The sequence below is a fragment of the Microlunatus kandeliicorticis genome (assembly GCF_014137855.1).
In the GTDB taxonomy this organism is placed as follows: Bacteria; Actinomycetota; Actinomycetes; order Propionibacteriales; family Propionibacteriaceae; genus Microlunatus; species Microlunatus kandeliicorticis.
Genome location: NZ_JACGWT010000001.1, coordinates 81,005 through 99,640 on the forward strand (window position 1 = coordinate 81,005; position 18,636 = coordinate 99,640).

Annotated in this window: 17 protein-coding genes; 10 read left to right on the forward strand and 7 right to left on the reverse strand. The window is 68.9% G+C overall.

The features are described 5' to 3' along the window. The first annotated feature begins 32 nt into the window (after positions 1-32). Positions 33-932 (forward strand): transglutaminase domain-containing protein, encoded by a 900-nt coding sequence (locus FHX74_RS00375; RefSeq protein ID WP_235970067.1) that lies wholly within the window; start codon positions 33-35, stop codon positions 930-932. Between the two features lie 37 nt (positions 933-969). Here FHX74_RS00375 and FHX74_RS00380 read toward each other — a convergent pair whose 3' ends face one another. After that, the gene (locus tag FHX74_RS00380) at positions 970-1,719 is read right to left on the reverse strand and encodes a TetR/AcrR family transcriptional regulator (RefSeq protein WP_220483353.1); all 750 of its coding nucleotides are present in this window, start codon (positions 1,717-1,719) and stop codon (positions 970-972) included. A gap of 79 nt (positions 1,720-1,798) precedes the next feature. Between FHX74_RS00380 and FHX74_RS00385 the strand changes: the two genes are divergently transcribed. Continuing rightward, entirely contained in the window at positions 1,799-3,283 is a 1,485-nt protein-coding gene (locus FHX74_RS00385; RefSeq protein WP_182558131.1) for an MFS transporter, read from the forward strand. Between the two features lie 106 nt (positions 3,284-3,389). Here the strand turns inward: FHX74_RS00385 and FHX74_RS00390 are convergent, their stop codons facing one another. Both FHX74_RS00390 and FHX74_RS00395 read right to left on the reverse strand, forming a co-directional pair. Continuing rightward, positions 3,390-3,725 carry a VOC family protein gene (locus FHX74_RS00390; protein WP_182558132.1) on the reverse strand — a complete coding sequence of 112 codons (336 nt, stop codon included), beginning with the start codon at positions 3,723-3,725 and terminating at the stop codon, positions 3,390-3,392. Positions 3,726-3,755: 30 nt separating this feature from the next. Then, positions 3,756-4,451 carry a Type 1 glutamine amidotransferase-like domain-containing protein gene (locus tag FHX74_RS00395; protein ID WP_182558133.1) on the reverse strand — a complete coding sequence of 232 codons (696 nt, stop codon included), beginning with the start codon at positions 4,449-4,451 and terminating at the stop codon, positions 3,756-3,758. 197 nt (positions 4,452-4,648) lie between these two features. On the opposite strand from FHX74_RS00395, the gene FHX74_RS00400 reads away from it, so the two are divergent. Further along, positions 4,649-4,888, forward strand: coding sequence for a hypothetical protein (locus FHX74_RS00400; protein ID WP_182558134.1), 240 nt, complete (start codon positions 4,649-4,651; stop codon positions 4,886-4,888). 97 nt (positions 4,889-4,985) lie between these two features. After that, complete coding sequence (locus FHX74_RS00405) at positions 4,986-5,210, forward strand: hypothetical protein (RefSeq protein WP_182558135.1); 225 nt, start codon at positions 4,986-4,988, stop codon at positions 5,208-5,210. Positions 5,211-5,261: 51 nt separating this feature from the next. Here the strand turns inward: FHX74_RS00405 and FHX74_RS00410 are convergent, their stop codons facing one another. Further along, positions 5,262-7,379 (reverse strand): MMPL family transporter, encoded by a 2,118-nt coding sequence (locus FHX74_RS00410; protein WP_182558136.1) that lies wholly within the window; start codon positions 7,377-7,379, stop codon positions 5,262-5,264. A gap of 71 nt (positions 7,380-7,450) precedes the next feature. Between FHX74_RS00410 and FHX74_RS20590 the strand changes: the two genes are divergently transcribed. Further along, on the forward strand, positions 7,451-7,882 hold the full coding sequence (locus FHX74_RS20590; RefSeq protein WP_182558137.1) for a MarR family winged helix-turn-helix transcriptional regulator: 432 nt from the start codon (positions 7,451-7,453) through the stop codon (positions 7,880-7,882). A 488-nt stretch (positions 7,883-8,370) separates the two neighbouring features. Here FHX74_RS20590 and FHX74_RS00420 read toward each other — a convergent pair whose 3' ends face one another. From FHX74_RS00420 to FHX74_RS00430, 3 genes are all read right to left on the reverse strand, one after another. Beyond that, positions 8,371-9,201 (reverse strand): hypothetical protein, encoded by an 831-nt coding sequence (locus FHX74_RS00420; RefSeq protein ID WP_182558138.1) that lies wholly within the window; start codon positions 9,199-9,201, stop codon positions 8,371-8,373. A 503-nt stretch (positions 9,202-9,704) separates the two neighbouring features. Further along, a complete protein-coding gene (locus FHX74_RS00425) occupies positions 9,705-10,379 on the reverse strand; it encodes a sigma-70 family RNA polymerase sigma factor (protein WP_220483354.1) in 675 nt (224 codons plus the stop codon). 278 nt (positions 10,380-10,657) lie between these two features. Beyond that, complete coding sequence (locus tag FHX74_RS00430) at positions 10,658-11,563, reverse strand: ferritin-like domain-containing protein (RefSeq protein ID WP_235970068.1); 906 nt, start codon at positions 11,561-11,563, stop codon at positions 10,658-10,660. Between the two features lie 474 nt (positions 11,564-12,037). Between FHX74_RS00430 and FHX74_RS00435 the strand changes: the two genes are divergently transcribed. The 5 genes from FHX74_RS00435 to FHX74_RS00455 are packed head-to-tail and all read left to right on the forward strand — an operon-like array spanning position 12,038 to position 18,566. After that, entirely contained in the window at positions 12,038-13,597 is a 1,560-nt protein-coding gene (locus FHX74_RS00435) for a glycosyltransferase (RefSeq protein WP_220483355.1), read from the forward strand. Next, complete coding sequence (locus FHX74_RS00440; protein ID WP_182558140.1) at positions 13,594-15,654, forward strand: ArnT family glycosyltransferase; 2,061 nt, start codon at positions 13,594-13,596, stop codon at positions 15,652-15,654. The genes FHX74_RS00435 and FHX74_RS00440 overlap by 4 nt, the downstream gene beginning before the upstream one ends. A gap of 46 nt (positions 15,655-15,700) precedes the next feature. Next, complete coding sequence (locus FHX74_RS00445; RefSeq protein ID WP_182558141.1) at positions 15,701-16,690, forward strand: DUF4397 domain-containing protein; 990 nt, start codon at positions 15,701-15,703, stop codon at positions 16,688-16,690. A 41-nt stretch (positions 16,691-16,731) separates the two neighbouring features. Further along, on the forward strand, positions 16,732-17,892 hold the full coding sequence (locus FHX74_RS00450; protein ID WP_182558142.1) for a glycosyl hydrolase family 8: 1,161 nt from the start codon (positions 16,732-16,734) through the stop codon (positions 17,890-17,892). After that, a complete protein-coding gene (locus tag FHX74_RS00455; RefSeq protein ID WP_182558143.1) occupies positions 17,889-18,566 on the forward strand; it encodes a class F sortase in 678 nt (225 codons plus the stop codon). Before FHX74_RS00450 ends, FHX74_RS00455 begins: the two co-directional genes overlap by 4 nt. Positions 18,567-18,636: the final 70 nt, after the last annotated feature.

Sequence of the window (18,636 nt, forward strand, 5' to 3'; positions counted from 1 at the left end):
CGGCCACGAAGTGATCCTGCGATCATCAGGGCATGGTCGAGATGACCCGGTTCGTGGGACAGAGTCCGTACTCGTCGCCCGGTCGGGAGGCGGAACGGCTGGCCGCGCTTCCCGACGACCTCGCGAGTCTGTGCGCGGCGGCCCGGAACGTGATCGGCCACTACCGCGCCGAGCTGCCGGATCTGCCCGCGGAACGCCGCGGAGAGATCGACAGCCGCTGGCTCGAGGTCATTCTGGTTCTTGATCATCAGCGGCACCCGGGCGCGCTGCTCGAACCGCGACCGCGAACCGGCCGGGTGGCCGGCTGCTGCCGGGACCACACCCTCTTCGTGGTCGGTGCCCTTCGCCAACGCGGGGTCCCGGCGCGGAGCCGGGTGGGGTTCGCCCACTACTTCAGCCCGACCTGGTCCGCCGACCACGTCATCGTCGAACGCTTCGACGGCGGTCGTTGGCGGCGAGCCGATCCCGAGCTCGGGGAGCGGAGCGATCTCGACCGTCACGACCTGCCGACGGGTCCGGACGCACCGTTCGAGACCGCCGCCGAGGCGTGGCTCGGATGGCGCGCGGGGGCCCGCGACCTCGCCAATTACGGCGTCGAGGCCGGCTCGGCCGAGCTCAGCGGACCCGGTTTCGTCCGGACTTACGTGGTGTTCGAGGTCGCCCACCGCTACGGCGACGAGATGCTGCTGTGGGACGGCTGGGCCGGGACCGACGACCCCTCGGACGCAGAGGTGGACGAGCTCGCACGGCTGCTCGTCCGAGCCGATGCCGGTGATGCCCTGGCCGAGCAGGACCTCTGGGACCGCTACCACCAGGACTCCCGGCTGCGCCCGCAGGGCGAGGTGACCACCTATTCGCCCTACGGTCTCGCGCCACGCCGCACCGACCTCTCCACGGTCCCCGACCTACCGGTGGTCGATCGGTCGAGGTGATCCCGGTCGGACCCGACGGCCACCCGGGCCGCGAGGTTCACGAGGACGGCGACGAGCCTTCGCCGGCCTGGTGCCGCAGTCCCGCCAGCAGCAGGTCGAGGCCTGAGCGGAACACGTCGAGATCGTCGTGCGTCGCGAACTCGTCGGCCACCTGGTGCGCGAAGGGGTACCGCTCCGGGTCGAGGGCACGCCAGCGATCGGCGTACATCGACAGGAACTCCGAGGGCTCCATGCCGCTCTCCAGGAACTCGCGGGGCGGCGGCTCCGCGAGGTCGATGGCGACCCCGACGACGTAGCTGATGATCGACGACACCGCGTGGAAGCGCTGCCGCGGGGTCAGGTCGAGCTTCATGAGCTGCTGTCCGAATCGGTCGAACATCGACATCGAGTTCGGCTGCAACCCGTTGTTGCGCAGCATGTACTGACCGAACCACGGCCGGCGGACGAACTCGTCGAAGAGGGCCAGCGCGATCGCGCGGACGTTGGCCACCGGGTCCGGCCCGTGGGTGAGTGGCTCGGTGGCCACCAGGAGCTGGCCCATCACCTCCTCGGTGGCCCGCTCGAGCAGCTCGTCCCGGCTGGAGACGTACCAGTAGATGCTGGCCACGCCGCCGCCGAGCCGCGCGGCCAGCGTGCGGAAGGTCAGCCCCGGCTCGCCGGACTCGTCCAGGATCGCGAGGGTCTCGCGGATCACGGCGTCGAGCGAGTGAGCCATCCGCTGACGGCCCCGGGGGCGGGCCCGCGGGGGAGCGGGGCGCTCGTTCTCCTTCGTCGGGTTCGCAGCCACGCTTGCATCTTACCGAACGCCGTTCTATAGTCTCGAACGCTGTACGATAGTCGTACACCGTTCGATAGCGAGGCGTCAGATGACCACCACGACCGTGACCCCCAGCACGACCCCGACGTACGGCTCGCTGCGCGCCGCCGCCGTGCCCCTGGCGGCGCTCTGCCTCGCCTTCTTCGTGGAGATGGTGGACAATACCCTGCTCTCGATCGCCCTGCCCACCATCGGTCGGTCGCTCGAGAGCGGGACGACGGGGCTGCAGTGGGTGACCGGCGCCTACTCGCTGACCTTCGGCGGGCTGTTACTGACCGCCGGGTCGGCCGCCGACCGGTTCGGTCGGCGTCGCGTGCTGCTGACCGGGCTGGCGGTCTTCGGTCTGGTCAGCCTCGCCGTCGTCCTGGTGACCGACATCGGTCAGCTGATCGCCCTGCGGGCGGCGCTGGGCTGTGCCGCGGCGGCGATGGCTCCGGTCACGATGTCGCTGATCTTCCGGCTCTTCGACGACGAGAAGCTGCGGATGCGTTCGATCACCGTGGTGATGATCGTCGGGATGTCCGGATTCGTCCTGGGTCCGCTGCTGGGCGGGTCGGTGCTCAGCCACCTGAGCTGGCAGTGGTTGCTCGTCGTCAACGCGCCGATCGCGCTGATCGCCTGGATCGGCGTCCGCGCCGGCGTCCCCGCCGACCGGCGCGAGGACCTCACCAGCGAGCGACTCGACCTGCTCGGGACCGGGCTCACCGTCGCCGCCATCGGGCTCGGCTGCTACACCCTCACCAGCGGGGTCCAGTACGGCTGGCTCGCTCCGGTCACCCTGGCCTGCGCGGCCGGCGCTGTCGGGGCGGTCGTCGGGTTCGTGCTCCGCGAACGGCGCGCGGCCTCACCGATGATCGACCTGGCGATCTTCCGCACCGGACCGGCCCGGGGCGCGGCGATCACCCAGCTCGGGGCGTCGGTGACGATGGCCAGCGTCATGTTCGGGCTGATCCTGCACTTCCAGTACGCCTACGGCTGGAGCCCGATGCGGGCCGGTCTGGCCAACCTGCCGCTCATCCTCACCATGATCGCGGCCACCCCGGTCGCCGAGCAGCTGGCGGCCCGGCTCGGTCACCGCAAGGCGTGCCTGGTCGGGACCGCGCTGCTGGTCGGATCCCTGCTCGGCATGGCCTGGGCGGTCGAACACGGCTATCTCGCGATCGCCCTCATGATGGTCGTGCTGACCACCGGGCTGCGGACGATCATGACCATCTGCGCGGTCGCCCTGGTCGAGGCGATGCCCGAGAACCGCACCTCGATGGGCGCAGCCCTGAACGACACCTCGCAGGAGATCGGGACCAGCCTCGGGACGGCCGTGGTCGGCACCCTGATCGCGGCGCTGGTGACCGCCACCCTCCCGACCGGTGCCTGGAGCCCGACGCTGGTGCACGCGTACTTCGCGGGCGAGCGGGTCACCTACCTGGTCGTGGCGGCGGTGGTCGGACTGATCGCGACGTTCGGTTCGCTCTCGCTGACGGACTCCCACGCCACCGAGGAGCCGAAGGCGTCGGACGTCGAGCCCGTCTCGGTCTGAGCCGGCTCGGGTCGACGCCCTGAGTCCAGTCCTCGGCCGTGTGATGTCGGGCGCCGTGGTGCCGGGCGCAGTCGTCCTCACGGTGCTCGTCAGCCAGCGGCGTCTCTCACACACCCGAGACGACCACCCGGTTCCCGTCCGGATCCCGCAGGACCAGGATCCGCGAGGCGGTGACCTGTTCCGGGCCGTCGTCGGCAATGCCGACGGCGATCAGACGCGCCGCCAGTTGATCAAGGTCGGACTCGTCGAGGACCATGGCGGAGTGACCGGCGTGGTCCGGGTCGTGGAAGACCTGGACGCCGAACGTGTCTCCCAGGTGCCATTCGATCAGTCCGTCCATTGGCCGTGCGCTCGGTCCGGTCCCGAACAGCAGCGCGTACCAGGACTCCGCCTCGCGCAGGTCCGTGACAGCGGCTTGAACGAGGACGCGTTCGAAGGTCATGCAGGTCGAGACCTGGGTCGACGGGTGAACTCATCGGCTCGACGGGCTCGGGTGGCGCTGGTCCGCGCGAAACTCCTCCCAGTGGCCCTCGGACACGACCGTGACGGTGTCCCCGACGACGGCAATCGCCGTGTGGTCGTCGATGGCGTAGGCGGGGCCGCCGATGTCGGCGGCCCAGGACCGCGCCCGGTCCAGGGTGTTGCCGGCCCAGCCCGGATAGTCGAGGTGGGGAAAGAGGGAGAAGTCCACGACGCCGAGGGTTCGGTCGTCGGGTGCCGAGGACCACTCGACGAAGTGGTCACCGATGCGCGGTGTCATCACCATGCTGCCGGCGCTGATCCCGACCCAGACCGTGTCGGGCATCGACGGCAGCAGCCGGGCGAGCCCGGACTCGCGGATCCAGTGGTGCAGATAGGTGGCGTCACCACCGTCGACCAGCAGGACGTCGGCCTCTCGGACCCAGCTCGTCCACCGGTCGGCGTCGATGCTCGGGAGTGCGGTCAGCTCGAGGACGCCCACCGACCGCCAGCCCAGCGTGCTCAGCTGTCGCAGGGAGTCGCCGGCGATGAAGCCGTGGACCGTCGTCGGACCGCACAGGGGGTGACCCCACTGCGCGGTGGGGATGCAGAGGGCGGTGCACTCGCTGATCGGCTTGCCGAGCAGGTCGAGCAGGGTGGCGTGGATGGTCGGGTTGGTGATCCCGCCGGATGTGAGCAGAAGCTTCATGTCTCCTCGCGTGGGTCGTCTGTCTCGTGGGGTCGACTCCACTCCGGGGGCAAAGTCATCGCGCTGTCCCGCTTCGCCTCAGCGCCCTCGCCGCGGCGCTCGGCTGGGCGTGCGCTGAGAAGTCCCTGTCGGCCCTGATCAACCGCGGTGGCCTCGGCGCTCCGCGGTCGTACAGTGCCTGGGACGAAGGAGTCGCCATGCCGACGTACCGGGTTCGCCCCTCGAAGCCCGTCGCCCTGATCACCTCGGTCCTCGGGGTGGCGATCGTCGCGTTCGGGGTGTACTCGATGGTCCATCGGGGTCAGATGCACGGGTTCGCGTATCTCTGGCTGGTCTTCGGCGTGGTGATCATCGGCTTCAACCTCTGGTCGGCGTTCTCGAGCCGCGGTGGCACCCAGGTGATCACCCGTGACGACGATCCGACGCCGCGTCGGTGATCAGCACTCCACGACAGCGGCTCGCGATCTTCGGCGGGTCCTTCGCCCTGGCACTGATCATCATCCTGCTGCTGATGTTCGTCACCGGCGCGCTCTGATGCTCGCCCTGCCCGCGCCCGAAGCCGTCTCGACCCATCTGCTGATCGGCGGCGTTCTCGCCGTGATGGGCCTGGTCGTGCTCGCCCTGCAACCGGCGCTGAAACGTCGCCTGATCGCGAACGGAGCCAACCGGACCGGTCTGCGGATCTCTGCGAACGTCCTGTCCGGCGCGGTGATCCTCGCGTTCGGTGTGGCCTTCGCCGCGGGAGCCTTCTCGTCGTGAGGTGACGGCTCCCGTGATCCGTGAGCAACCGAGGACGGCCAGTTCGTCGGGTCAGGTTCGTGCCGGCCGGTACTCACCGGGCCGGAGGGCGTGCCGCGGCGGGATGATCGGGCGGCGCGGCCACCAGAACCGGTTCCCCAGCACGAGGGCCAGGGCCGGGACGAGCACCGTCCGGACCACCAGCGTGTCGAGCAGCACCCCGAGGCAGATCACGACGCCGATCTGGGCCAGCACCACGAGGGGCAGCACGCCGAGGACGGCGAACACCGCGGCGAGCAGGATGCCGGCACTGGTGATCACCCCGCCGGTGGCGGCGAGGCCGCGCAGCATGCCTTCGCGCGGTCCGTGCAGCAAGGCCTCCTCCCGTGTCCGGGTGACCAGGAAGATGTTGTAGTCGACGCCGAGCGCGACGAGGAACAGGAACGCATACAAGGGCACAGTCTGGTCGAGCGCCGAGAAGCCGAGCAGTCCGGTGAAGATCCACCAGCTCACCCCCATCGCCGCGGCGTAGGTGCCGACCACGGTCGCCACGAGCAGCACCGGCGCGACCAGCGACCGCAGCAGTCCGATCAGGGCTCCGAGGACCAGCACCAGCACCAGCGGGATCACGACGGTGCGATCCCGGGCCGCCGCCGCGTCGAGGTCGACGGCCTCCGCGGTCACCCCGCCCAGGTAGGTGTCGCCGACGCCGCTGAGCGCCGTGCGGGCGGCGATCACCATGTCCCGGGCCGCGGCGGAGTCCGGGTCGGCGTCGAGCACCACCGACAGCTCCGTCCACCCGCCACCGGTCGCCCCCGCCGTCACGCTGCCGATCCCGGGGACACCGTCGAGCGCCGCCGCGGCCGCCCGGGGGTCACGGGTCAGGACCGAGGCCGGTTGCGCGCTGCCGGCCGGGAACGACTGGGCCAACCGCTGACCGGCCGCGATCGCCTCGGGCTTCTGGAGGAACTGCTCGGCGGTGGGCAGGCCCAGTCGGGTGGGGAGGAGCCCCGCCGCGAGCACCGCGAGCACGACGACGACCCCGCCGGCGAAGGCCGCCGGTCGCCGGGCCACGGTGTCGCCGACCCGTCGCCAGACCGTGCGGCCCTCGGTCAGCACCGCGCTGCCGACGCGCGGCACCCGGGGCCAGAACACCCAGCGTCCGCAGGCCACGAGCAGGCCGGGCAGCGCCACCAGCACGAAGCTCATGGCCACCAGGACTCCGACCGCACTGGCGATGCCGAGACCGCGCGTGGAGGGGGTGAGCGACACGGCCAGGCAGAGCACGCCGACCACCACGGTCGAGGCGCTGGCGAAGACGGCTTCGGCGGCCCGGGCCAGCGCCACCCGCATGGCCTGGTATCGGTCCTCGTGCACCCGGAGCTCGTCGCGGTAACGCGAGATCAGCAGCAGCGCGTAGTTGGTGCCGGCCCCGAAGACCAGCACCGAGAGGATCCCCGTCGTCGACTCGTCCCAGGGGACGCCGAGCGCGGCGAGCACACGCGTCGCGGCGACGGCGGCGACCTGGTCGGCCACGCCCACCACCGACAACGGCACGATCCAGAGCACCGGGCTGCGGTAGGCCAGCACCAGGAGCAGGGCGACCACCGAGGCCGTCACGGCCAGCAGCCGGATGTCGGCCCCGTCGAAGACCGCGGCCAGGTCGGCCTGGATGCCGGCGGGTCCGGTCACCTGGGCGGTGATCCCGTCCGGGACCGCCGCGGCCAGGGCCGTGCGCAACGCCCCGACCGCGTCGGAGATCGCCGCGCCGTCGGTGGTGTCGACGGGGAGGATGCTGAGGGCTGCCGTCCCGTCCTCGCTGGGCACGACGAGCGGCGGACCCTGCGGCGGGCCGGCGGGCACCACGACGTCGGCGACGTCGAGTCCGCGGACCGCTTCGGTGATCGCGGCGAGCCGGGTCTTGTCCAGGGCGCCGCCGTCGCTGGCGGTGAACAGCACCAACGCGGTCGAGCCCTTGTCGTCGGGCAGCGTGTCTCGGATCTGGGCCGCCCGCGTGCTGTCGTACCCGGCGGACAGGGCGTCGTCCACGCGAGACACCCGGTCGGCCTGGCCCAGCCCGACGATCGCCCCGACCCCGAGCACCAGGACGATCAGGCCGAGCGCCAAGCTCCAGCGCCCGACCAGCAGGTGGAGCAGGCCGTCGCGGCGTCCCGAGGAGGGTGCAGGCATGTCGTAGACTCCGAATATCTCAGTAGATGACTAAGTAAGTGAGTAACTTGGTGACCGAAGATAGCAGATGGGTGGACGCGTGGGACGCGCCTCGCTCGCTGCACGTGCTGCGTGCGCTGATCCAGGCCGGCGAGCGGATCGTGCCGACGGTCGCCGCCCGTGCGGGGCTCTCGGTCAACGAGCTGCGCACGCTCGAGCACCTGGTGGAACGACCGATGGGCCCCGGCGAGCTGGCCAAGCAGCTCGGCGTCACCTCGGCGGCGTCCTCGGGCATCATCGACCGGCTCCAGGAGCGCGGGCACGCCCGCCGGGTCAGCCACGCCAGCGACGGTCGGCGGACCGAGGTCACCATCACCGAGTCCGGCCGCGCCGAGGTCATCGGCCACCTGATGCCGATGTTCCGCGAGCTGGCCGAGGTCGACTCCACCCTGACCGACGCCGAGCGCGAGGTCGTGACCCGTTACCTGGAAGGTGCGCTCACCGCGGTTCGGCATGTGCTCTGAGGAGAGGGGCGCTCAGCTGACGCCTTTCGGCTGAGCGCGTTGCCTGGCCGAACTTTCGTGGGTCTCCCCAACGGGATTCGAACCCGCGCTGCCGCCTTGAAAGGGCTTTCAGGCGCTCCGTGCGCTCTTCTGCTCACTAGCGACGATGACCGGAAAGTAGTGTCTGACTAGGCGATTCGCCGCCACGAGGCTTCGCGTTGTCTCTCACTGCTTTGCAGCCGTTTCCAGCCAGCTGCCCCATGGGTGCCCCATCACCGATCTTGACGGCTCGGGGTCGACTCTCCGCTACCTCCAGACCGCTCGTCAGGCCTAGAGGCGGCACAGGTCTCGCCGTCGCCTGCCGTCGAGGTAGGGACTCGCTTGTGGTGCGCCGTTCCCTGACGCCGCGTGCCGAGGCCAGGCACATCAACTTTTCGATTCTGTGGCGGGTGCAGCGGTATCTCACCAGAATTGAAGGTGCCCCTGTCGGCGAGATGACGCGGAGGTTGTCATGACGGCGGAGGTAGTGCCTTGTCGCGCGCAGCAGCGTAGGTTGAGTAGCTCGCCGCCAGAGCGTCGTCTGGACGCGCTGCCGCAAGGACACCCGTTCGGCGGAAGTGGCCCCGCCGGTGGAAGTCTGTGGCGTCCAGACCGACATAGCCGTGGATTGACTTAATCAAAATGTCGGAGTAGTCGAGTAGCGGCGCTACGATCATCGTTGCAATTTCCTGACGAGGCCCCTCCAGGCCGGCAGTGAACCAATGTCGAGAGTGCACTGCCCCAGACGCGATCGACCACATGTAATGCATGCCTGGCATATAGAGACGGCTACTTTGGGTCATCTGCAGTTTGAGCGGCACTTTCGGACTCTCACCATAACTAACTGTGGTGACGTTGCCAGACTTCGGGCTGCGTCCTAAGTCGAACCCAGTCTGGATCAGATAGTCCTGCATCTCAGTGAACGCTTCGGAAACCCTTGAGCGATCGTTGGTCTGCTGGTTAGGCAGGTGATCCAATGCGTCGAGCGAGCCTGCGGGGCTCGCGAGTGATGCTGCCGCAGCGCGAGTTAGCCGCTCCTCCGGCTGCAACGTTGGATCAACCATCCAGCAGGCCGTCAGGAATGCCTCGTGCACTGAACGCACCAAGGCCATCATCGGCATGGGCAGGATTGCGTCGGCGGCAAGGAGCAGTAGGAGGGCCTCACAGTGCTCATCCGAGACGCGCATGAGCTCGATGACTTGACCGAGGCCGACGCCCATGACGCCGTGCAGCGCCTCCCGCCGCCTCCGCGGATGATCCTCGATCCAGGCGAACTCCGTCGCCCGAACTGATCCGGCCACTGGTTCCCTCCAGGCGTCCAATGCAGGCGCCAACTCCTCGCGAACCGCTCGAGACTGTTGCCGGATCACTCGTGCTCCGAGGTCCTGCGGGCCATCTATCGCTAGGCTCGTGGGCGACACAGAAATCAGTCCCCGCTAGTTGCACTCTTGATCATCCGATAAGCCTACAGAGCCGGGGCCGGCTACATGTGGCGGGATAATAGTCTGAGGAAGGAATTTGCTTCCCAATCGGCGCGGCCCGCAGCGCAGCGAGGACACGCGCCGATTGGCCGAGCGCAGCGAGGCCTTGATCTCAAAGAGCCAGATTCGGCAGTGCTGGTTGCGGATGTCTGCCTGAGCCCGGCGCCCTCCGCTCGGTGCGTGCTGGTGTGGGCCCAGCTGGGAGGTCGCCCGCTGTCTCGCGAGTACCCAAGGAGAGCGTGGGCGTCCTGACCGGCGTGGTCCTGCGTCCGCTGTACCCCGTGTTACCACCCGGGACGGCCGTTTGAACGCCGCTGACTCGACTACTCCGGGGCCGGAAGGACCTCGCGGAGGCGAGCCAGGCCGTCGCGGACTCTCGTCTTCACCGTGCCGAGCGGGATCTGCAGGATCTCCGCTGTCTGTTGCTGGGTGTGCCCCCCGAGATAGGTCAGCGCGATCGCCTCGCGCTGGACTGGCGTGAGCACACCGAGCGCTCTATGGATCTTTCGCTGATCGATGGTCTGCTCGACTTGAGACCAGACTAGATCGAACGCGCGCGGTGCGGTCTCCCGGGCGTAACGATCGTCGCGGGCGGTGTCGCTGTTGACCGAGCGCACGCGATCGACGGCTCGACGGTGAGCCATGACCGTCATCCAGGTGATGACTGACCCCCGGGCTCGCTGGTAGCGAGAGGCCTGACGCCAGACCTCTAGGTACAGCTCTTGGGCGACTTCGTGAGCGTGGTCTACCGCTCTCAGTGTTCGGAGGATGACGCCATACATGCGGGCGTTGGTAGCGTCGTAGAGTTCGGCGAACGCGCCCTCATCACCGTCCGACACATCCGCGACCAAGGCCTCCAGGCGCCGGTTGAAAGCAGCGCGCGGGTCCATGTCGTTCCCGCCAGGCTCCGTCGGAGTGGCCGGGTCGGAGGGCGTGTTCCTCGGTCGGTGAGCGAGCGCGTCGACCGAAGGGCGGACAGGTTCGATCACGTCCGTCACGAGGGTCGGCTCGTGTGTCTCGAGCGCACAACAGCCTCCAGGTCTCCCCCGAGGCCGATTTCAGCGCGCCTTGGGTGACCAGGCGACGTCCGGAGTGTAGGACACGGTGCCGTCGAGAAGCGTCGTGCCCGTCGTGTTTCTCCGACGGCGGCAGTGGAGATGAGTCGGCTAGCCGGGCAGCACTGACGGCACCAGTGGGATACTCCAGCGCCGGGCCGCCCCATCTTCGACGGCCCGGCACTGGAGCTTCTTCGGTCCGGCGAGAAGCCGATGCCGGATCAGCTGTTGTTCTGGCTCACCCGCAGCGTGCCGTTGATGCTGTTCGGGAAGAAGCCGCCTTCGCTGACCTGGCCCGGGTTGAGGTAGACCACGTTGAGCACCTGGCCCGGAGCGCGGGAGTAGGCGAGCCCGTTGGCATCCGCCGGGACCAGGTTGACCGCACCGGAGGAGCCGGTGATGCCCTGGTCGTCGTCGGTCTTGCCGTCGAGCGAGTCCCGCGCATTCGAGATGGCGTTCGCCGCTGAGGACAGTCCCTTGTCGAGAAGGGCCTTGCGGATGATCCCGGCGTGGTAGGCCTCGACCGAGAGGATCCCGGCTGCGGCGTCGAGGTAGGTCTTGTTGCTGATCAGCGGCGCGGCTCCCTTGTAGGCAGTGACACCGACGTCCTCGAAGATGAACGCTCCGAGCAGGAAGCTGTTCTCGTCCTTGAACGGGTCGAACGTCTGCCCTGCACCGATCAGGCCGGCCGCCCGGGCGGCGGTGGTGAAGCTGTTCTTGAGGTCGATGTTGGGCATCGCCGTCTTGGCGTCACCCAGGGCGGACCTGAGGAACTTGACGTGGGCCAGCTCGTCACCGGCGATCTCCGTGGCGATGCCCTGCACGGCCTTTGAACTGAAGGGGACCTTCGCGCCGCCGGTCACCCGGCCGTTCGAGTCCTTGCCGGTGAGCAGCGAGGCGTCGAGCCCGTAACCGTAGACGGCGTAGTGGTAGAACTGCGCTTCCAGGTACTCCAGGTTGAGCGCGAAGTTCAGGATCGCGCCGTCAGAGATGGTGCCGTCGGCGGCCGCCTTGTCCGCGCCGGCGCCGAGCAACGCGCTGCCGGCGACCACGCCGGCTCCGGTCAGGCCGGCCGCGCGGAGGAAGTTGCGTCGGTCGGTGCCGTTCTCGGCGCTGCGGCTGATCATGTCAGCCACGGTCTTCTTTCCGAACATGTGTGCCTCTCATGCAGATCCTGCTAATGGGCACGAGGGACAGTCGCGGGACGGTGGCGTGCGCGAGTTGAGCTGCTCCCCCGAGCGGGACTGGTCGACCAGCCTCCGATCCGGGCTTCGGTGCGGCTCTGGCCGCGGATGGGCCAAGATCGCTTTCGGTCGGAGCTTCGTGGCGCAACTCTCAGATGATCTGATGATCATGAGGTCGGCGTGTGCCGGCTGCCGCACTTTGCTTGTGACTCCGCACACACCTGTCATCGCGTCCAGGCGTGAATCGGTGCGGAGATCGCATCGGAACGAAGTTTGTCCCGGATCGTCCAAACTGCGCATCGACCTCACTCCGTATGACCTGTGTCTTCGCATGATCGACTCTCGGGGGATTGATACATCGTGCGCGCTCGCTTGTCCTGCGCTGTCCGACCGACCGACGAACGACCCTTCCGCTCCGTGCTTCGCCGCATGCCGGCCTTGGCACTCCTTCTCGTCCTGTCCTCCTTCGGCCTCGGGGCGGCGCTGTCCGCCGCCGGGGATCTGGTCGCGGCTCCGAGTGCTGTCGCCGCGCCGGGCGAGCCGAGCGGCGGGCAGTCGCAGTTGCTGCCTCCGGCCGGTCAGCCGACGACGACCACCGATGCGCCCAACCGTGGCAACGCGCCGGCTCCGACTGTCGCTCCGGTCGGCACCGGCGATCCGACCCACCTGGGCGGGCAGATCGGGTTGATCGCCCTCGGCGTCGTGTCGCTCGCGCTCACCGGGGTGGCGCTGACCACGTTGGCCTGGATGCTCCACGCGTGGCGCACGCCGCAGCACCTCGAGGCCACTGGTTTCGTGCGGTCGAAACGGCCGCCGACTCTCAGCTTCTCCCTGCTCGTCCCGGCTCGGCATGAGGAGGAGGTGCTGGGAGACACGCTGGACAAGCTCGCCGAGCTTGACCATCCGGACTACGAGGTCCTGGCGATCATCGGGCACGACGATCCAGGAACCGAAGCCGTGGCGCGTGCCGCCGCTGACCGGCACCCCGACATCGTCCGCGTCGTCATGGACTACAGCGTCCCGAAGAACAAGCCCAAGGGCATGAACACCGCGCTGCCGCACTGTCGGGGCGACATCATCGGCGTGTTCGACGCCGAGGACGAAGTCCATCCCGAGCTGCTGCGCCTCGTCGACGGACGGTTCGCCGACACCGGTGCCGACGTGGTGCAAGGGGGCGTCCAGCTGATGAACATCGAGAGCAGCTGGTGGTCGCTGCGCAACTGCATGGAGTACTACTTCTGGTTCCGGAGTCGACTGCACTTCCACGCCGGGGCGCGCTTCATCCCGCTCGGCGGGAACACCGTGTTCGCGCGAGCCGATGTGCTGCGCGAGGTCGACGGATGGGACTCCGAGTGCCTGGCCGAGGACTGCGAGCTGGGAGTCCGGCTCTCGACGCGGGGCAAGAAGGTCGTCGTGGCCTACGACCCCGACGTGGTCACGCGCGAGGAGACCCCGCCGACGCTCAAGAGTCTGTACAAGCAGCGCACCCGGTGGAACCAGGGCTTCCTGCAGGTGCTGCGCAAGGGGGAGTGGAAGCACCTGCCGACGTGGCGGCAGCGGATGATGGCGCGCTACCTGCTGTCGATGCCGTTCCTGCAGGCGTTCACCGGCGTGATGATCCCGGTCTCGGTGGCGCTGATGCTCTTCGCGAAGGTGCCGACCACGGTGGCGCTGCTGACGTTCCTGCCCATCGTGCCGACGTTGCTCACCATCGTGATGGAAACCGCGGGACTCGGCGACTTCCGCCGGGTTTATGGCGTACGGGTACGGCCTCGTGACTACCTCCGGCTGCTGCTGGGCACCTTCCCCTACCAGGTCTTCCTGGCCGCGGCCGCCGTTCGCTCGGTGATCCGCGAGCTGCGCGGGATCAACGCCTGGGAGAAGACCGAGCACACCGGAGCTCACCGACCATCGGCCCAGCGCCGCCCTGAACCGGCGTTGGCCGGCACCGCGAGCCGAAGCGAGGCAGCCCGATGACCCAGACCATCGAGGACCGTGTCCTCGAATTCGACCGAACGAAGGACCGCCCGCGGGCCGAGCAGCACGAGGACAGCCCGGCCGTCTCGCCGGGGCCGACCGGCCCTGATCTCAGAACCGGGCGACACGGGCTCAGTGTGTTCCTCCGGAGCCGACGGCGGTCGATGATCTGGTTCGCGCCGCTGGCGGTCCTCGCCGCGATCGTCAACTTCGTCAACATGACCGGGTCGCCGCAGCGCATCGACGATGAGGGCACCTACACCGCGCAGGCCTACGCCGTTGATCACCTCGGCTCGCTGACCCACTACACCTACTGGTACGACCATCCGCCGCTGGGATGGATCCAGATCGCCGGATGGGTCGGCCTGACCGGTGGCTTCGGTCGTTACACCAGCTCGGTGATGGCGGGCCGCGAGTTCATGATCGTCTGCGCCCTCGTCTCGTGCGCGCTGCTGTGGATGGTCGCGCGCCGCCTGGAGCTGAGCCGCCCGACCGCTGCGGCTGCCGTGGCGATCTTCGCCCTGTCCCCGCTCGCGGTTCAGTTCCACCGCACGGTCTTCTTGGACAACGTGGCCACACCGTGGCTGCTCGCCGCCTTCGTCCTGGTGATGGCGCCCCGCCGTCAACTGCTGGCGTTCGCGGCCGCTGCGTTGTGCTTCGCCGTAGCCGTGCTGAGCAAGGAGACCTATCTGCTGTTCGGACCGTTCCTGGTCTGGCAGATGTGGCGCGGCGCGCACAGGGGCACCCGTCGCTACACGGTGTCGCTGGCCGGCGGCGTGCTGGTCCTGCTCGGTCTGTCCTATGTGTTGCTGTCCACGATCAAGGGAGAGCTCTTCCCGGGACCCCGTCGGGTCAGTCTGATGACCGGCATCTATTTCCAGCTCAGTGGCCGGACCGCCAGCGGAAGCCTGTTCGACGCGACGAGCCAGGCGCGAGTGACCACCGCGCAGTGGTTGCAGCTCGACCCGGTGATCGCCGTGGTCGCGCCGATCGCTGCCCTCCTCGCGCTGCGCAGTCGGAAGCTGTGGCCGGTGGCCGGAACGCTGATCTTCCTGCTGCTGTTCATGCTGCGGCCGGGCTATCTCCCGGTGCCCTATGTGATCGGGATGCTGCCGTTCGCCGCGCTGCTCATCCCTGCTGCGGTGGAGGTCTGGCTACGTCGGGCGCGGTCTCTCGTTTCCGCAGTGCGGCGCCGGCTCGCGATCATGGCCGTGGCGATCATCACCACTGCTGCGGTTGCGGTGACGGCGGCAGCGTGGGGACCCCAGCTACGTGGTCTGCTGCTCTCCGATCTGGACCAGCCGATGGTGCAGGCCGAGAATTGGGTCGAGGCGAATGTGGGCCGCAACTATCGCGTCGTCGTCGACGACTCGATGTGGACCGATCTCGTCCGTCACGGCTTCCCGCGTGACAACGTGGTCTGGTACTACAAGGTCGACACCGACCCGGCCGTCGAGGCGCTGGCCCCCAACGGCTGGCGAGATTACGACTACGTCGTCTCGACCAACTCGATGCGCACGTTCCCTGACGGATCGCCCACCGTGGCAGAGGCGCTGCGGAACTCCACCGAAGTCGCAACGTTCGGCACCGGCGACAAGGCGGTGACGATCTTCCGGATCCATCCGGAGGGTGCTGCCGAAGTCGGCCGCATCGCGGCGCGGGAGGCCGCAGGACGCGAGGCCGTCGGTACGGCTCTCGCCCAGAATCCGGCACTCAGCATGCCGACGCCGATGCGCAACCTGATGACCGGCGGACGTGTCGATCCGCGCATCCTGCTCACCCTGCCAGGGGCGACCTCCGTCGGTCGGCTGACCGTCGCTGATGCTCCGGCGGTCGATGGTGAAGTGACAGAAGCTGCGCCGCGACGGCAGGTGCTGATCAGCGCGATCGACGGCCAACCGATCTCGAAGACGCCGGCCAATGCCGCCGCGCTCGAAGCGTTCTACGACCAGGAGAAGCCGCCGTTCCGGCCGGAGGCCATCAGCCGGACTCCCGAGGGTCTGCTCATCACCTACGACATCGAGATGCCGACCGGGTTGGTCTCGGCGACGACCTGAGCGCTTGGTGCAACCCGACTCAGAAGCCACCATGAGGAGAATTTCCATGCGAGACCAGAACCGAACCGACCGAGCCGCGCGACATTCCGCACTCCGACGGCTGGGCACGATCGCCGTTGCCGCGGGCACCCTGACGCTCAGCCTCGCGGCCTTCGCTGCCCCGGCGCATGCCGAGGGAGCAAGCGGGTCGACCACCGAGGGGACCGGCTGGATCCGGCTCACCCACCTCTCGCCGGACACGTCGGACGTCAACGTCACCCTGACGTCGCTGGCCGACAGCAAGGCGACGGTGAAGCTGCGTGACGTCGGCTACGGCGACGTGTCGAAGTACTGGAAAGTGCCGGCGGGCCGATACGTCGCGGCGATGACGCCGGCTGGCGGCAGCGGTTCGAGCAAGCCGGTGATCACGCAATCGGTCACGGTCCAGAACGACTATGCGTACACGGTGGCTGCGATCGGGAAGAACGCCGATCTGAAGGGGCTCGTGCTCAACGATGACCTCCGCCCGCCGAAGAGCGGGCAGGCGAAGATCAGGCTGATCCAAGCATCAACCAACGCTCCCACCGTCACCGTCACGGCGATGGGTGGGCCGGTGCTGGCCCGTGATGCGGCCTTCGGCTCCGCGACCGGGTACGCGGCGGTCAGGGCTGGAGTGTGGACGGTGGACCTGGCGCCCGGCAGCGGCTCCAGCGCGAAGTCTGAGTCGGTGAAGGTGACAGCGCGTCCGGGATCGGTGAACACCATCGTGCTGCTCAACGGCGCCAACGGCCAGCTGGCCACGAAGGTGTTGCAGGACGCGGGCGGCACGATGACGATGCCGGCCAGGGGCAAAGGTGTGGAGACGGGAGGCGGGGGAGCTGCCACGGAGTTCGTCACCGACCCGGTTGCCCACTCGGGCTCAGCTCCTGCCGGTCCGGGCACCGGGGCGGTCGTCGGCCTGGCTGCAGCCGGCCTGGTGGGCGCCGTCGGCGTCGGTGTGCTGCGCCGTCGTGCTATCCGCAGAACGATTGCGGCATGCCGGGGTGCCGCTGGATGAGAGCGGGATCGCGGCACGAGGCGAGACAACACCGTGGCCCGGTGCTCGGCCTGCTCGTCGCGGCGGTGGCTCTCGCTGTCGTCGTAGCGTTGCTTCTTGCGCTGCTGGCAACCGGGCGTCTGACGTTGGCTGGATCCGGTCCGTCGAGCGGCTCGAGGAGCGGCGGTGATGCCAGTTCGCCCGCTCCGACGGCCGAGCCCACACCGCGGAACGTCCAGGACGCCGGACGATCCTTTCTTCGCGGCTATGTCGATCCGGACGGTCGCGTGGTCCGGCGAGACCAGGGCGGGGACACGGTCAGTGAGGGGCAGGCCTATGCCATGTTGATTGCCGTAGGGCTCGGGGATCGCGAGGCCTTCGCGCGGGTGTGGGACTGGACGCGGATGCACTTGCTCCGCCCCGACGGCACGCTGAGCTGGCGTTGGCAGGACGGACGCGTGCAGGACGCCGAATCGGCCTCGGACGCCGATCTCGACGCCGCGCGCGCCCTGGTCCTGGCCGGCGCGCGCTTCGGCCAGCCGAACTGGACCCAGGCAGGAACGCAGCTCGGAAAGGCCGTGCTCAACGTCGAGACGGTCCGCACCTCACTCGGCCTGGTGCTCACGGCGGGAAGCTGGGCTGGGCAACAGCCGTACGCCTACAACCCCAGCTACGCCTCGCCGGTGGCCTACGCCGTGCTGGAGCGCGCGACCGGCGACGCCCGCTGGAAGCAGCTCGCCGCCGGGAGTCGGGCCGCCACCGCAGGCATCCTGGACAAGACCGACCTACCGCCGGACTGGGCACAGATCCACGCCGACGGAGCGGTGGATCCGATGCCCGGCGCCGCTGGACGGGGCAACGACGGCGTGCGCTACAGCTACGACGCAGCCCGGCTCCCGATCCGCTATGCCGAGTCCTGTGACGATGCCGATGTCGCCCAGGCTGCGGCGTTGTCCGGGCCCCTGGAGCGATTCGGCGGGACGCCGGCCGCCCGCGATCTCGGCGGCCGCCCGCTCACCGCCGAGGGGTCACCGGTGGCCGCTGTCGGCCAGGCCGCGGCCCTCGCCGCCGGCGGAGACGACGAGGGAGCGCGTCGAGCCCTGCTCAGGGCCGACGACTTGGCGCAGCGCGATCCGACTTACTACGGCGCGGCCTGGGACGCGCTGGGCCGGATGATGCTCGAGCAGAACGTCCTCGGCGGCTGCGGGCGGCTCGAGTCATGACCGCGCGTCCTCGGCTCCGCCAGACCTCCAGCTCGGCCGAGCGCGGTCGGGGCGTGCTGGCGGCCGTGCTGGTGGCATTCGTAGTGACGCTCGCCGGCTGCGGCACCTCCGAAGCACCGACGAGCGGCGCACCGACTCCGGTCGCGACGTCGTCCGTCCCGTCGCCGACCTCGTCGGCACCGACGTCGCCGGCGCCCTCCGGTCCGGCTCCGCTGCCGAAGGAACGTCAGGTCTCTGTCACGTCCGTGCGCATCGGATCGATCGGTCTGAAGACGGCGAGCCTGGAAAAGCTCGCCCTCCTGAGCAATGGTGAGCTCGCTGCGCCAAAGAACCCGGATCGTGCGGGTTGGTTCGCCGGCGGAACCGTGCCGGGACAGGTCGGTCCCGCGGTGATCGCCGGCCATATCGATTCGAAGACCGGTCCGGCTGTGTTCTTCGAGTTGAGACTGGTCAGCAAGGGCGATCAGATCAAGGTCGGACTCTCCGACGGGAGGACGGTCACGTTCAGGGTCGACCGCGTGATCACGACGGCCAAGAAGGGCTTCCCGACGGACGAGGTGTTCGGCCCAACACCTGACGCGGAACTCCGGCTGATCACGTGCGGCGGACCCTACGACCGGACCGTGCAGAGCTACCTGGACAACACCATCGTGTTCGCCACCCGCCTGAACTGAGTCGTTTTCTGAACGGGGTTCGGGTCGGGGCGCGATGCGCTCCGGGTGCCAAGGAGGGTAGAACCTGAGA